The organism is Streptomyces sp. NPDC037273, assembly GCF_055603625.1.
In genome coordinates this window covers 1-14,713 of sequence record NZ_JBVJVO010000017.1, presented here as the reverse complement: position 1 = coordinate 14,713, position 14,713 = coordinate 1, and the positions used below count along the sequence as shown (strand labels likewise).

Sequence of the window (14,713 nt, the reverse complement as noted above, 5' to 3'; positions counted from 1 at the left end):
ACCGGACGGTATGTCCGATCATCAGCGCGGCACGCGAACGACACCCTCCTGGATGACGGAGATCGCCAGCTTGCCGTCCCGGGTCCAGATCCGGGCCTGGCCGAGGCCGCGCCCGGCGGCAGAGGTCGGCGACTCCTGGTCGTAGAGGAGCCACTCGTCGGCCCTGAAGGGCCGGTGGAACCACATGGCGTGGTCGAGGGAGGCCCCGACCACGTCCCCGACGGCCCAGCCGCCCCGCCCGTGCGCGAGCAGGACGGAGTCGAGCAGCGTCATGTCGGAGACGTACGTCGCCAGGCAGACGTGCAGCAGAGGGTCGTCGGCGAGTTTGCCGTTGGTGCGGAACCACACCTGCGACCGGGGATCGCGCCGCTCGCCGACCGAGCCCCAGGGCGGGGTGTCGGCGTACCGCAGGTCGACGGCGGACCGGGACTCGACGAGCCGGTCGGCGACCTCCTTCGGCAAGTGCCGGGGGAGCATCTCGGCGGCCGTCGGCAGCGTCTCCGGGTCCGGCGCGGCCGGCATCTCCGCCTGGTGGTCGAGCCCCTCCTCGTACGCCTGGAAGGAGGCGGAGAGGTGGAAGATCGGGTGGCCGTGCTGGACGGCGACGACCCGGCGGGTGGTGAAGGAGCGGCCGTCGCGGATGCGGTCGACCGTGTAGACGATCGGCGCGCCCGGGTCGCCGGCCCGCAGGAAGTACGCGTGGAGCGAGTGCGCGAGCCGGTCCCCGGGGACCGTCCGCCCCGCCGCCACCAGCGCCTGGGCGGCCACCTGGCCGCCGAAGACGCGGGGGACGATCGAGGGGCGGGAATGCCCCCGGAAGATGTCCTGCTCGATCCGCTCCAGGTCGAGCAGGGCGAGCAGGTCATCCAGTGCGGAAGGTGCTTCGGGCACTTACAGGCCCATGCTCTTCGCGATGATCGACTTCATGATCTCGCTGGTGCCGCCGTAGATGCGGTTGACGCGGTTGTCGGCGTACAGGCGGGCGATCGGGTACTCGTTCATGTAGCCGTAGCCGCCGTGCAGCTGGAGGCAGCGGTCGATGACGCGGTGCGCGACCTCGGTGCAGAAGAGCTTGGCGCTCGCGGCCTCGGCCGGGGACAGCTCGCCGGCGTCCAGGGCCTCCAGGGCGCGGTCGGCGACGGCCTCGGCGGCGTCGACCTCGGCCTGGCAGGCGGCCAGCTCGAACTTGGTGTTCTGGAAGGAGGCGACCGGCTTGCCGAAGACCGTGCGGTCCGTGACGTACTGCTGGGCGAAGCGGACGGCGGCCTTGGCCTGGGCGTAGGCGCCGAAGGCGATGCCCCAGCGCTCGGAGGCGAGGTTGTGGCCCAGGTAGTAGAAGCCCTTGCCCTCCTCGCCGAGCAGGTCCTCGGCGGGCACCTTGACGTCGACGAAGGCCAGCTCGGCCGTGTCGGAGGTGCGCAGGCCGAGCTTGTCGAGCTTGCGGCCGATGGAGTAGCCCTCGGACTTGGTGTCGACCGCGAAGAGGGAGATGCCGAAGCGGCGGTCGTCCTCGGACGGGGCGGAGGTGCGGGCGCAGACGATCACGCGGTCGGCGTGGACGCCACCGGTGATGAAGGTCTTGGCGCCGTTGAGGACGTAGTGCGTGCCGTCCTCGGAGAGCTTGGCGGTGGTCTTCATGCCCGCGACGTCGGAGCCGGTGCCCGGCTCGGTCATCGCGAGGGCCCACATCTCCTCGCCGGTGACGAACTTCGGCAGGAAGCGCTTCTTCTGCTCGTCGGTGGCGAGCATCTTGATGTACGGGAGGGCGAGCAGCACGTGCACGCCGGAGCCGCCGAACTGGACGCCCGCGCGCGAGGTCTCCTCGTAGAGGACGGCCTCGAACTTGTGGGTGTCCAGGCCCGCGCCGCCGAACTCCTCGGGCACGTTGATGCCGAAGATGCCCAGCTCGCCGAGCTTGTCGTAGAACTCGCGGGGCGCCTGGCCCGCCGCGAACCACTCGTCGTAGACGGGGACGACCTCGGCCTCGATGAAGGCGCGGATGGTCTCCCGGAACGCCTCGTGGTCCTCGTTGAATACGGTACGGCGCACGGTACGACTCCTCCGGTGTGCGGGGCGGGCCCATTGTCTAAGCGCTTGCTCAGGGTTGTGGATACGAAGTTACCGACCGGTCAACCCCTCTGTCCAGACTCCTCGCCTGTGATCCAGGCCCGCCCCACGGAGTCGTACCCGTGCACGGGCCGCCCCTTCGCCCCGCTCGTCCGAAAGGGTGCGCCGTCCTCGTCCCCGATCCGGACCGTCCCCCGGCGCCCCTCCGAGCTCCACTCCAGCTCCAGGTACCAGCGGCAGTCGCACCCCGCCGCCCCCGCGAAGACCAGCAGCTCCTCCGGGTCGGCGGCGCTCACCTTGTACGGGAAGGAGACCGCCGGGAGCGTCCGGCCCTCCTGCCCGGTGGCGTCGTACCCGTCAAGGGCTCGCGGCACCGGCCGCGGCCGGTCCAGGTCCACCTCGAAGCGGCGCGGCGTCACCGCCCCGCCGCACCCGTCGTCCGTCCGGTACGCCGCCCACGGCAGCGGCGCGTTCCGCTCCACCACCCGCACGTGCAGCGCCTGGAGTACCACCGCCGCCGCGCTCTTCCCCTGCACCGACACCCGCACCAGCGTCTCCCCGCCGTCCACGGCCCCCTGCGCCACCGCCCAACTCCGCGCGTCTGCCGGCTCCGGCGGGGGCGGCGGCGTCCGCTCCACGAGGTAGGTGTGCCCGCACCCGTTCTTCCACAGGTGCGAGGCGACCGTCCACGTCAGCGGCAGCGGTGGCTCGGCGGCCCCCTCCCTAGCCTTCCCCGGCAGAGGTACGGCTCCGAGCGTCACCGCCCCCACCACCGCCAGCGCCCCACCCACCAGGCCCACCCACCCCCACCGCCGCCCCCGCCCCCCGGACGGGAGGCCCGGCACGCGCGCGTGCACGGGTCCCGGCCGGGGCTGGTGCACGGGTTCCGGCGCGGGCTCGGGCGCGAGTTCCGGCCCGGGCTCGGGCGCGGGCTTCGTGGTGGGCACCAGTGCCCCTACCGGTGCAGGGGGACGGCGGGCGCCGTCCGCGCGGGTCCAGGCCTCCTTGAGGGCCTGCCGCTGCTCCTCGTCGGCCCCGCACAGCAGGGCGAGGCGGTCGACCACGGCGAAGTCCTCGGGGACGGTCGCGCCGGAGCAGTAGCGGTGGAGAGTGGAGGCGCTGACGCTCAGGCGCCGGCCGAGTGCCTCGTAACTCCTCCCGTCCCGCGCCTTCAGCGTGCGCACGAGCCGCGCGAACTCCTCGACGGCGGCGTCCTTCGGCATTCCATCCCCCTCGACCCTGCGTCCCACCCTTCACGTCCTTGCACGTCAGCAGGGGTGGAATGGTTCCGGGACGGAGGGTCGGCGCGTCACCGTTGCGGGCGGCGGGCGCCGGCCCGACGCTGGTCGAGCACTGACCGAACCACCCGACGGGGGATCCACCACGATGAACAAGCTCCGCACCGCACTCGCCACCGCCGCCGCGGCCGCCCTGGGCCTCGCGGCCCTCGCCGCGGCCCCGGCGCAGGCCGCCGCCCTGCCCGCCTTCCTCGCCGCCTCCCAGCTGCCGCCGTCGGCGACGCCGTGGACCGCCACCCAGATCTTCAACGGCGTCCCCGAGAACGGCGGCGCCCTCTGTGCCCCGTACAAGATCCCGGCGCAGAACACCCGCTACCGAGAGTTCAGCACCGAGCTCGACACCAACGCCGTCCAGATCACCACCGTCGCCCGCACCGAGGCCGACGCGGTGAAGCTGGTCGACACCCTCCGCACGTCCCTCGCCGGCTGCGGCCCCCTCCTGGAGCGGCAGAACCCCGGCCTGCACGCCGTCAGCGCCTACCACGGCAAGCTCGCCGTCGAGGAGGGCGCCTGGGTCTACAGCCTGGACACCGCCGACCCGCAGGTCGGCAACACCGACATCCACCTCTTCTCCGTCGGCCGCGACGGCAAGACCGTCACCTTCGTCCGCTGGGGCCAGATGGGCGACCTGAAGGACGCCCCGCTGACCGCCTTCCGCACCACGACGAAGACCGCGGTCAACAAGCTCTACTGACGGGGAGCGCTCAGCGCGAACCACAGCTCCATCCGCACGTCCGGATCGTCCAGGTCCCGGTCGAGGAGCGTGGCGCAGCGGGCGATCCGCTGGCGGATCGTGTTGCGGTGCAGGCCCGTCGCCACGGCCGTCCGGTCCCAGCTGCCGTGCAGGGAGAGCCAGACCCGGAGGGTCTCGGTGAGGGGCGCGGCGAGCGGAGCGAGGAGGGCGTGGGCGTAGGCGGTGGCCTCGTCGGGGTCCACCAGGGCGCCGAGGCCGCCCGGGCGGTGCCGGACCAGGGGCGCCCGGGTGGCCTCCGCCCGGCGCAGCGCCCGCGCCGCCTGCGCGTCGGCGGCGGGCAGCTCCGCCGCCGGCACGGGGGCGCTCGCCCCGAGGCTCCAGCCCGGCTGGGCGGTCACCTCGGCGGAGGCGGGCAGGAGCAGCCGTACGAGGTGGGGCCGGCCGCCGGCCGGCTCGGGGCGGCGGTCCGGGTCGGGGCGCGCGCCGGGAGCGTCGTCGGCCGGGTCCGTCCCGGCATCCACCAGGGCGGTCCCCAGCGCCGCCGCGAGCGCCGCCGCCGCGAACGGGGTGCCGTCTCCGCCCCGCGCGTGGACCACCGTCCAGGCGCCCGCGCCCAGCGAGCCGGCGACCTCCGCCGGGGCGGCGCCGAGCAGGAGCCGCACCAGGGCGCCGTCGCGGACGGTCGCGTCCGTGGCCCGGTGGGGGGCGGTCAGCAGGGACAGCAGCACCACGGCGACGCCCGCGATCGTGTGGTCGCCCGGGCCGCGCCGCTCCGTCGCGACCCCGAGCGTCAGCCCGTCGCCGCCGCCCAGCGCGTACGCCGCCAGCCGCAGCCCCCCACTGTCGCCGCTCGCCGACGCGGGCCCCCGCACCGCCGCCTCCCCGACCGGACCGGCCTCGCGGCCCCCCGAACCCGCCTTGCCGGCCTCGCGGCCCGCCGGGCCCGACCGGCCGGCGAGGTCACGCGCCGGGCGCGGACGGACGACGGTCGCGAGCTCGCGCAGGGCCCCGGCGGCCTCGGCGGGGATGTCGCGGCCGGACGTGAGGGATTCGGTGCCGTCCGGGGCGAAGAGGACCGCGCGGCCGCCGAGGCGGGAGGCGAGGGCGCCGAGGACGGCGGGGACGGGGGCGGGGCGGGCGGCGGCGGTCGCGAGGGACTGCTGGGCCTCGGTCACCCGGCGGAGTTCGTGCAGCCGGGCCTCGGCCATCAGGCGCCACAGCGCGCGGGCCACCGCCGTGAACGGGGTGCGGGGCGGCACCTCGACGAGCGGCAGGCCGTGCCGGGCGCATGCCTCGACCAGCTCCGCCGGGACGGTGTCGTAGACCGGTGTGACGCCGAAGCCGAGCGCCGCCGCCCCCGCCTCCACCACCCGCTCCACGAACCGCGCCGGATCCGTCAGCTGCACGCCGGCGGTCAGGAGGAGCTCGCCGCCGAGGAGGTACGGGTACGGGTCGGCCATCTCCGAGGTGTGCACCCAGTGCAGCGGGACGTCCCCGGGCCCGGCGAGCAGCCGGAGGCCCAGGTCGGGGCGGGCGAGCAGCGCGGAGAGCGGGACGGGCGGCGCCGGGGGAGTGGGGGCGGCGTCGGGGAGGGCAGACGGTGGCATGGGTCAATTCGTACACCCTCCGCCCGTACAGTGGAGGAAGTGTCCACTTCACTGCCCCTTTCGTGGCACTTACTGTCGAGCGCGACCCACCGACCCGTTGGCACACCGACACCCCCCAGGAGGCCTCGGCCATGAGCAGCAGCGACCAGAACACCCCGCGCGGCCCGATCGACTCGTCCCGCATCCCGCGGTACGCCGGTCCCGCGACGTTCGCCCGGCTGCCGCGACTCGACGAGGTCGGCACCGCCGACATCGCCGTGGTCGGCGTCCCCTTCGACAGCGGCGTCTCCTACCGCCCCGGCGCCCGCTTCGGCGGCAACGCCATCCGCGAGGCCTCCCGCCTGCTCCGCCCGTACAACCCGGCGCAGGACGCCTCCCCGTTCGCCCTCGCCCAGGTCGCGGACGCCGGTGACATCGCCGCCAACCCGTTCAACATCAACGAGGCCGTCGAGACGGTCGAGGCCGCCGCCGACGAGATCCTCGGCACCGGCGCCCGCATGATGACCCTCGGCGGCGACCACACCATCGCGCTGCCGCTGCTCCGCTCGGTCGCCAAGAAGCACGGCCCGGTCGCGCTGCTCCACTTCGACGCGCACCTCGACACCTGGGACACGTACTTCGGTGCCGAGTACACCCACGGCACCCCGTTCCGCCGGGCCGTCGAGGAGGGCATCCTCGACACCGAGGCGCTCTCCCACGTCGGTACGCGCGGCCCGCTGTACGGCAAGCAGGACCTGACCGACGACGAGAAGATGGGCTTCGGCATCGTCACCTCCGCCGACATCTACCGTCGCGGCGCCGACGAGGTCGCCGACCAGCTGCGCCAGCGCATCGGCGACCGCCCGCTGTACATCTCCATCGACATCGACTGCCTCGACCCGGCCCACGCGCCCGGCACCGGCACCCCCGAGGCCGGCGGCATGACCTCCCGCGAGCTCCTGGAGATCCTCCGCGGCCTCTCGTCCTGCAACCTGGTCTCCGCCGACGTCGTCGAGGTCGCCCCGGCCTACGACCACGCCGAGATCACCGCCGTCGCCGCCTCGCACACCGCGTACGAGCTGACGACGATCATGAGCCGTCAGATCGCCGCGAGCCGCGCGGCCGACGCGAAGTAGCCTCGGGAGGGCCGGGGGCCACCGCACAGGGACCCCGGCCCGCCCGTTCGTCCGGTTCGCCCGCCTGCCGAGCCACGCCCCGAGGGACCTCATGACCCACGACCACGACCTGGTGCTCCGGCCCACCGCCGCGCAGACCGAGGCGGCCCTGAACCCGCCGTCCGGCCGCATCGGCGGTGACCTCGTCGTCGAGACTCTCGCCGGGCTCGGCGCCACCACCGTCTTCGGTCTGCCGGGTCAGCACGCCCTGGGCATGTTCGACGCCCTCCGCCGCTCCTCCCTGCGGTACGTGGGGCTCAGGGTCGAGAACAACGCGGGCTTCGCCGCCGACGCGTACGGCCGGATCACCGGCGAGGCCGCCCCGCTGCTGCTCTCCACCGGGCCCGGCGCGCTGATGTCGCTCGCCGCGCTGCAGGAGGCGGCGGCGGCCTCGGCTCCGGTCCTCGCGATCGGCAGCCAGATCCCGGAGGCCGGGCTCGGGGGCGGGCGGCACGGGTACCTGCACGAGCTGCGGGACCAGCAGGCGTCCTTCCGGGACGTCGTGAAGTCCGTGCACCTCGTGCGGACGGCCTCCCAGATCCCGTCCGCGATCGCGGCGGCGTGGGAGTCGGCGCTGACCGCCCCGCACGGGCCGGTGTGGGTGGAGATCCCGCAGGACGTGCTGCTCGCGGAGACGATCCTGCCGGTGGTCACGGCGATGGACGCGACGCCCGAGGAGACCGCGCCGCGGCCGGAGCTGACGGCGCTCGCGGCGCACCTGCTGGCGAACGCCGAGCGGCCCGCGATCATCGCGGGCGGCGGAGTCGTACGCTCCGACGCTTCCGGCAAGCTGCGGCAGCTCGCCGAGCGGCTGGACATCCCGGTCGTCACGACCTTCGGCGGCAAGGGCGCGTTCCCCTGGAAGCACCCGCTGTCCCTCCAGTCGTGGCTTGAGGACCGGCACACCACCGACTTCCTGGAGGACGCCGACGTCCTCCTCGTCATCGGCTCCGGCCTCGGGGAGCTGTCCTCGAACTACCGGACGTTCGCGCCGCGCGGCCGGGTGATCCAGATCGAGGCGGACCCGGGGAAGCTGGAGTCCAACTACCCGGCGCTCGGCATCCACGCCGACGCCCGCCTCGCCCTCCAGGCGCTCCTGGAGACCGTGGGGACTCGCGAGGACCCGACCGCCCCCGAGCGGGTCGCGGCCGTCCTCGGCAAGGTCAGGGACCGGATCGCCGCCCAGGGCCTCGACCTGGAGCAGCGGGTCGTCGCCGCCGTCCGCGAGGCGCTGCCGGCGCGGGCGCCGAGCTTCTGGGACATGACGATCCTGTCGTACTGGGCCTGGTCCGCCTTCGACGCCCGGCACCCCAACACCATGCACTCGGCCCAGGGCGCCGGCGGCCTCGGCTACGCCTTCCCCGCCGCCCTCGGCGCGGCCGTCGCCGACCCCTCCCAGCCGGTCCTCGCGGTCTCCGGCGACGGCGGCGCGATGTACTCGATCGCCGAGCTCGCGACCGCGAAGCAGTACGGCCTCGACGTCACCTGGCTGATCGTCGACGACGGCGGCTACGGCATCCTCCGCGAGTACATGACCGACGCCTTCGGCGCCACCACCGGCACCGAACTCACCCGCCCCGACTTCGTCGCCCTCGCCGACTCCTTCGCCGTCCCCGCCGTCCGCACGACCCCGGAGACGCTGTCCACGGACCTGGCGAAGGCCCTCGCCACCCCCGGCCCGTCGGTGGTCGTCCTCCCCGCCCTCCTGAGGATGTTCGAGCCGACCCACCTGTGAGCGAACGGCGTTTGCGGAGCCGTTCCGAGCCTCCCATCGAGACCATCGCCGGCGTCACCGGCCAGCCCACGCGGTGGGTGGCGCCGCCCGGGTCGGTCTGAGCGGCGGACCGTGGTCCTAGGACCACGGTCCGAGATTTGTGAACGCGGGATGAAATGGCACGTCGGGCGTGTTGGGCCTTCCGGTAGAGCAGGACGAACGGGAGGCCACTGGTGGCGGCGGTCGGGCGGAAACAGCAGGGGTGGGCGCGGAGGCTGGCCGGGTACGCGTGGCGGTACAAGGCGAACACGCTGCTCGCGTTGGGGTCGTCGCTGGCCGGTATGGCCGTGCTCGCGCTCGTCCCGCTCGTGACCAAGGTGATCATCGACGACGTCATCGGGACGAAGACCCGGGACCTCGGCACCTGGACCGGGCTGCTGATAGGCGCCGCGCTGCTCGTGTACGCGCTGACGTACATCCGCCGGTACTACGGAGGGCGGCTCGCCCTCGACATCCAGCACGACCTGCGTACGGACATGTACCGGACGATCACACGGCTCGACGGGCGGCGGCAGGACGAGCTGTCCACCGGGCAGGTCGTGGGACGGGCCACCAGCGACCTCCAGCTGATCCAGGGCCTGCTGTTCATGCTCCCGATGACCATCGGGAACTTCCTGCTGTTCTTCATCTCGCTGGCCGTGATGGCCTGGCTGTCGTTCCCGCTCACGCTGGTCGCGCTCGCCGTCGCCCCCGCCCTGTGGTTCATCTCCAAGCGGAGCCGTACCCGCCTGCACCCGGCCACCTGGCACGCGCAGCAGCAGGCCGCGGCGGTCGCCGGGGTCGTCGACGGGGCCGTGACGGGCGTCCGGGTCGTGAAGGGCTTCGGGCAGGAGGAGCAGGAGACCGGGAAGATCCGGGAGGCCGGGCGGAAGCTGTTCGCCGGCCGGCTGCGGACGATCCGGCTGAACGCCCGGTACACCCCCGCGCTCCAGGCCGTCCCCGCCCTCGGCCAGGTCGCCGTCCTCGCGCTCGGCGGCTGGCTCGCCTACAAGGGCCAGATCACCCTCGGCACCTTCGTCGCCTTCTCCTCCTACCTCGCCTCGCTCGTCGGCCCGGTCCGGATGCTCGCCATGGTCCTCACCGTCGCCCAGCAGGCCCGCGCCGGCGTCGAGCGGGTCGCCGAGCTCATCGACACCGAGCCGTACATCGAGGACGGCACGAAGGAACTCCCGGCCGGCGCTCCCGCCACCGTCGAGTTCGACGACGTGTCCTTCGCCTACGAGGACGGCCGCCCGGTCCTGGACGGCTTCTCCCTGGAGATCCGGCCCGGTGAGACCGTCGCCGTCGTCGGCGCCTCCGGCTCCGGCAAGTCGACCGTCTCGCTGCTGCTGCCCCGCTTCTACGACGTCACCCACGGCGCCGTCCTCGTCGGCGGCCACGACGTCCGCGAGCTCACCCTCGACTCGCTGCGGGCCGCGATCGGGCTCGTCCCCGAGGACTCGTTCCTCTTCTCGGACACGGTCCGCGCCAACATCGCGTACGGCACCCCCGACGCCACGCGGGAACAGATCGAGACGGCCGCCCGCGCCGCCCAGGCCGACCGGTTCATCGCCGAGCTGCCCGACGGCTACGACACCAAGGTCGGCGAGCACGGCCTCACCCTCTCCGGAGGCCAGCGCCAGCGCCTCGCGCTGGCCCGCGCGATCCTCACCGACCCCCGGCTGCTCCTCCTCGACGACGCCACCTCCGCCGTCGACGCCAAGGTCGAGCACGAGATCCACGAGGCACTGAAGTCGGTCATGGCGGGCCGTACGACCCTGCTCATCGCCCACCGCCGCTCCACCCTCGGCCTCGCCGACCGGATCGCCGTCCTCGACGGCGGCCGGCTCTCCGACATCGGCACCCACGAGGAACTGGAGGAGCGCTCGGAGCTCTACCGGCGCCTCCTCACCGATCCCGACGAACTGGGCGCCGTCTCGCCCGGCCACGCGGCCCCGCGGGCCGAACTGCCCGAGGACCGCACGCTGCGGGCCGAGCTGGACGCCGAGTTCGACGCCGAGCGGGGCATCACCCCCACCCTGTGGGTACGGGACGGGGCCGCCGACCGGGAGAGCCCGGCGCCCGGGGCCACCCCCGAGCTGCTCGCCGCCGTCGCCGCCCTGCCGCCCGCCTCCGACACCCCCGGCATCGACGAGGAGCGGGCCGTCTCGCCCGAGGACGCGTACGGCCTTCGCCGGCTGCTCCGCGGCTTCGGCCTCCCGCTGCTCATCAGCCTCGGCCTGGTCGCCCTCGACGCCGGCGCCGGCCTGCTGCTGCCGGTCCTGATCCGGCACGGCATCGACGAGGGCGTGAACCGGCTCGCGATCGGCGCCGTCTGGGCCGCCTCCGCGCTCGCCCTGGTCACCGTGCTCGTGCAGTGGGTCGCGCAGACCGCCGAGACCCGCATGACCGGCCGCACCGGCGAGCGGGTCCTCTACGCGCTGCGCCTCAAGATCTTCGCCCAGCTCCAGCGGCTCGGCCTCGACTACTACGAGCGCGAGCTCACCGGCCGGATCATGACCCGGATGACCACCGACGTGGACGCCCTGTCCTCGTTCCTCCAGACGGGCCTGGTCACCGCCTTCGTGTCGGTCGTGACCTTCTTCGGGATCATGGTCGCGCTGCTCGTGCTCGACCTCCAGCTCGCCCTGGTCGTCTTCGCGACCCTGCCGGTCCTCGCCGTCGCCACGTACTTCTTCCGCCGGTCGAGCGTGCGGGCGTACGAGCTGGCCCGCGACCGCATCAGCGTCGTCAACGCCGACCTCCAGGAGTCCGTCTCCGGCCTCCGGATCGTGCAGGCCTTCCGCCGCGAGCAGTCCGTCGCCGACCGGTTCGGCGCCCGCAGCGAGGAGTACCGCTCGGCGCGCGTCCGCGGCCAGTGGCTGATCTCGATCTACTTCCCGTTCGTCACGCTGCTCTCCTCGGCCGCGGCCGCCGCCGTCATGATCGTCGGCGCGAACCGCATCGAGGCGGGCACCCTCACCACCGGCGCCCTCGTCGCCTACCTCCTCTACATCGACCTCTTCTTCGCCCCCGTCCAGCAGCTCTCCCAGGTCTTCGACGGCTACCAGCAGGCCTCCGTCTCGCTGAAGCGCATGCAGGACCTGCTCCAGGAGCCCACCTCCACCGCCCCCGCGGCGACGCCGCTCGACGTGCGCTCGCTGCGCGGCGAGATCGCCTTCGAGAACGTCTCCTTCGGGTACGGCGGCGAGGCCGGCAGCGGCGACGAGACGGCCCTCACCGGCATCGACCTGCGCATCCCGGCCGGACAGACCGTCGCCTTCGTCGGCGAGACCGGCGCCGGAAAGTCCACCCTGGTGAAGCTGGTCGCCCGGTTCTACGACCCGACGGCCGGCCGGGTCACCGCCGACGGCACCGACCTGCGGGACCTGGACCTCACCGCGTACCGCCACCGGCTCGGCGTCGTGCCGCAGGAGTCCTACCTCTTCGCCGGGACCGTACGGGACGCCATCGCCTACGGCCGCCCCGACGCCACCGACGCCGAGGTGGAGGCCGCCGCCCGCGCGGTCGGCGCCCACGACATGATCGCCACGCTCGACGGCGGCTACCTCCACGCCGTCGCCGAACGCGGCCGCAACCTCTCCGCGGGCCAGCGCCAGCTCATCGCCCTGGCCCGCGCCGAGCTCGTCGACCCCGACATCCTGCTCCTCGACGAGGCCACCGCCGCCCTCGACCTGGCCACCGAGGCCCAGGTCAACCAGGCCACCGACCGCCTCGCCGGGCGCCGCACGACCCTGGTCGTCGCCCACCGCCTGACCACCGCGGCCCGCGCCGACCGGGTCATCGTCATGGACCACGGCCGCGTCGCCGAGGACGGCACCCACGACGAGCTCCTCGCCCGCGGCGGCCGTTACGCCACGCTGTGGAGCACCTTCATCGGGGAGGCGGAGCCGGAGCGGGTCTGAGGGTCCCCGGAGGCTGAGAGGTACGTACGGGCGGGGGCCCGCGTCCCCCGCCCGCACTACCGGAGGCAACCATTCCGGCCTCGGGTGCGTCGTACGGCCGTATGCCCGTACGGCGATTCACTCGGGAGGGGAACCCATGGCCACGGACCCGACGACCGCGCGCCGCAGAGGCGGCCGCCGGCTGCTCGCCCGCGTGCTCACCCCCCTCCTGGCCGCCCTCGCGCTGCTCCTGCTGCCCGGACCCGGCCCCGGCGGCGGGACCGCCGACGCCGCTTCCGTCTGCCACGGGCGGCCCACCAAGACGATCGCCTTCGCCACCGGGGAGCTGCGGCTCTACCGCACCCGGCAGTACGTCTGCGCGGTGACCGTGGCGAAGCGGCCGGGCCCGCGCCGGCCGATGACGGTGTCGCTCCAGCCGCGCGGCGGCCGGACCGTGGCGCGCTCGGGCCGGTTCGAGCGGACGACGGGCCCGCTGACGGTCCACGCCCTCAACCGCTGCGTCCGCGCGACCGCTTCGGTGGCCGGGCGGGGCACGGCGACGAGCTGGATCCTGTGCTGATGCGCAGGAAAGTCCAAGGGTAAGGACCAACTGGGTCTGGCGGTCCACACGTTGCCCCCGCTAGGTTCGCGACACCGTTGTGAACCAAGGGGAGGACGAATGCGCAAGTCGCTTGGATGGCTGGTGTCGCTGTCGGTGCTCATAGGCACCGTCGGTTCGACGGGCGTGGCTACCGCCGCGGACACGGAGACCGACACCACGGCCGTCGCCGACTCGCAGAGCACGGACATCAAGGACCGCATCCTGGCTATCCCCGGGATGAGCCTCATCGAGGAGAAGCCGTACGCCGGCTACCGCTACTTCGTTCTCGAGTACGTCCAGCCGATCGATCACCACCGCCCGTGGGCGGGCACCTTCAAGCAGCGGCTCTCGCTCCTGCACAAGGACACGAGCCGCCCCACCGTCTTCCGCACCAGCGGATACGGCCTCAGCACCACCCCCAGCAGGACCGAGCCGACCCGCATCATCGACGGCAACCAGGTCTCCATGGAGTACCGCTTCTTCACGCCGTCCCGCCCGCAGCCCGCGGACTGGTCCAAGCTCGACATCTGGCAGGCGGCCAGCGACCAGCACCGGATCTACACGGCGCTGAAGAAGATCTACGGCAAGAACTGGCTCTCCACCGGCGGCTCCAAGGGCGGCATGACCGCCACCTACTACGAGCGCTTCTACCCGCGTGACATGGACGGCGTCGTCGCGTACGTCGCCCCCAACGACGTCGTCAACAAGGAGGACTCGGCCTACGACCGGTTCTTCGAGAACGTCGGCACCAAGGACTGCCGCGACCGCCTCAACAACATGCAGCGCGAGGCGCTCGTCCGGCGCGCGCCGCTGGAGAAGAAGTACCAGGCCTGGGCCGAGTCCGAGGGCGCCACCTTCAACACGGTCGGCTCGCTCGACAAGGCCTACGAGGCCGTCGTCCTCGACTTCGTCTGGGGCTTCTGGCAGTACTACGGCCAGGACGTCTGCGACCAGATCCCCGACGCGGCCACCGCCTCCGACGACACCGTGTACGAGACGATCGACGCGTACTCCGGCTGGTCCGCGTACACCGACCAGGGCCTCGAGTACTACACGCCGTACTACTACCAGGCCGCCACCGAGCTGGGCTCGCCCACCATCAAGCAGCCGCACCTGAACGGCCTGAGCCGCTACGGCTACCAGCCGGCCAGCAGCTTCGTGCCCCGCTCGATCCCCATGAAGTTCAAGCCGCAGGTCATGCGGGACGTCGACGACTGGGTCCGCAAGAACGCGAACCAGATGCTGTTCGTGTACGGCCAGAACGACCCGTGGGGCGCCGAGCAGTTCCGCCTCGGCAAGGGCGCCCGCGACAGCTACGTGTACGTCGCGCCGGGCGGGAACCACGGCGCGAACGTCGCCGGGCTCGTCGACGCCGAGCGCGAGAACGCCACCGCCCGCATCCTCGCCTGGGCCGGTGTCCCGGCGCCCGCCGTCGCGGCCGCCCAGCCCCTCGCCCGCTTCGACAGCCGCCTCGACTCGGCGGTCGACGAGGACACGACCCGGGAGCACGGCCTGAGGCCGTGACGCCCTCCCCGTAGCCGACGGTGGGGGGGGGGGGGGGGGGGGGGGGGGGGGGGGGGGGGGGGGGGGGGGGGGGGGGGGGGGGGGGGGGGGGGGGGGGGGGGGGGGGGGGG

10 protein-coding genes are annotated in these 14,713 nt (G+C 73.6%); 6 read left to right on the top strand and 4 right to left on the bottom strand.

Annotated features, from left to right (window positions below; all coding sequences use genetic code 11):
* Window positions 1-21 precede the first annotated feature (21 nt).
* The 3 genes from ACZ7G1_RS32690 to ACZ7G1_RS32680 form a co-directional block, all read right to left on the bottom strand.
* A complete protein-coding gene (locus ACZ7G1_RS32690) occupies window positions 22-891 on the bottom strand; it encodes an acyl-CoA thioesterase (protein WP_470876389.1) in 870 nt (289 codons plus the stop codon).
* Window positions 892-2,049 (bottom strand): acyl-CoA dehydrogenase family protein, encoded by a 1,158-nt coding sequence (locus tag ACZ7G1_RS32685; protein WP_041129344.1) that lies wholly within the window; start codon window positions 2,047-2,049, stop codon window positions 892-894.
* A gap of 80 nt (window positions 2,050-2,129) precedes the next feature.
* Window positions 2,130-3,290 (bottom strand): helix-turn-helix domain-containing protein, encoded by a 1,161-nt coding sequence (locus ACZ7G1_RS32680; RefSeq protein WP_470876388.1) that lies wholly within the window; start codon window positions 3,288-3,290, stop codon window positions 2,130-2,132.
* Window positions 3,291-3,453: 163 nt separating this feature from the next.
* Here ACZ7G1_RS32680 and ACZ7G1_RS32675 point away from each other — a divergent pair, with 163 nt between their 5' ends.
* Window positions 3,454-4,059, top strand: a complete 606-nt coding sequence (locus tag ACZ7G1_RS32675) for a hypothetical protein (protein ID WP_470876387.1) — start codon at window positions 3,454-3,456, stop codon at window positions 4,057-4,059.
* Here the strand turns inward: ACZ7G1_RS32675 and ACZ7G1_RS32670 are convergent.
* Complete coding sequence (locus ACZ7G1_RS32670; RefSeq protein ID WP_470876386.1) at window positions 4,053-5,666, bottom strand: PucR family transcriptional regulator ligand-binding domain-containing protein; 1,614 nt, start codon at window positions 5,664-5,666, stop codon at window positions 4,053-4,055. The genes ACZ7G1_RS32675 and ACZ7G1_RS32670 overlap by 7 nt on opposite strands.
* Before the next feature lie 131 nt (window positions 5,667-5,797).
* Between ACZ7G1_RS32670 and speB the strand changes: the two genes are divergently transcribed.
* The 5 genes from speB to ACZ7G1_RS32645 all read left to right on the top strand — a co-directional run bounded on the left by speB (window position 5,798) and on the right by ACZ7G1_RS32645 (window position 14,603).
* Complete coding sequence (speB, locus tag ACZ7G1_RS32665; RefSeq protein ID WP_470876385.1) at window positions 5,798-6,781, top strand: agmatinase; 984 nt, start codon at window positions 5,798-5,800, stop codon at window positions 6,779-6,781.
* A gap of 91 nt (window positions 6,782-6,872) precedes the next feature.
* Window positions 6,873-8,555 carry a thiamine pyrophosphate-binding protein gene (locus tag ACZ7G1_RS32660; protein WP_470876384.1) on the top strand — a complete coding sequence of 561 codons (1,683 nt, stop codon included), beginning with the start codon at window positions 6,873-6,875 and terminating at the stop codon, window positions 8,553-8,555.
* Between the two features lie 212 nt (window positions 8,556-8,767).
* Window positions 8,768-12,499 carry an ABC transporter ATP-binding protein gene (locus tag ACZ7G1_RS32655; protein ID WP_470876383.1) on the top strand — a complete coding sequence of 1,244 codons (3,732 nt, stop codon included), beginning with the start codon at window positions 8,768-8,770 and terminating at the stop codon, window positions 12,497-12,499.
* 136 nt (window positions 12,500-12,635) lie between these two features.
* Window positions 12,636-13,058 (top strand): hypothetical protein, encoded by a 423-nt coding sequence (locus ACZ7G1_RS32650; protein WP_470876381.1) that lies wholly within the window; start codon window positions 12,636-12,638, stop codon window positions 13,056-13,058.
* Between the two features lie 99 nt (window positions 13,059-13,157).
* A complete protein-coding gene (locus tag ACZ7G1_RS32645) occupies window positions 13,158-14,603 on the top strand; it encodes an aminopeptidase (RefSeq protein ID WP_470876380.1) in 1,446 nt (481 codons plus the stop codon).
* Window positions 14,604-14,713 lie beyond the last annotated feature (110 nt).

Excerpts from the sequence above, each read along its gene's own strand:
- ACZ7G1_RS32660 (WP_470876384.1), top strand. The coding sequence starts at position 6,873 with ATGACCCACGACCACGACCTGGTGCTCCGGCCCACCGCCGCGCAGACC.
- ACZ7G1_RS32670 (WP_470876386.1), bottom strand. The coding sequence starts at position 5,666 with ATGCCACCGTCTGCCCTCCCCGACGCCGCCCCCACTCCCCCGGCGCCG.
- ACZ7G1_RS32680 (WP_470876388.1), bottom strand. The coding sequence starts at position 3,290 with ATGCCGAAGGACGCCGCCGTCGAGGAGTTCGCGCGGCTCGTGCGCACG.
- ACZ7G1_RS32650 (WP_470876381.1), top strand. The coding sequence starts at position 12,636 with ATGGCCACGGACCCGACGACCGCGCGCCGCAGAGGCGGCCGCCGGCTG.
- ACZ7G1_RS32645 (WP_470876380.1), top strand. The coding sequence starts at position 13,158 with ATGCGCAAGTCGCTTGGATGGCTGGTGTCGCTGTCGGTGCTCATAGGC.
- ACZ7G1_RS32675 (WP_470876387.1), top strand. The coding sequence starts at position 3,454 with ATGAACAAGCTCCGCACCGCACTCGCCACCGCCGCCGCGGCCGCCCTG.
- speB (WP_470876385.1), top strand. The coding sequence starts at position 5,798 with ATGAGCAGCAGCGACCAGAACACCCCGCGCGGCCCGATCGACTCGTCC.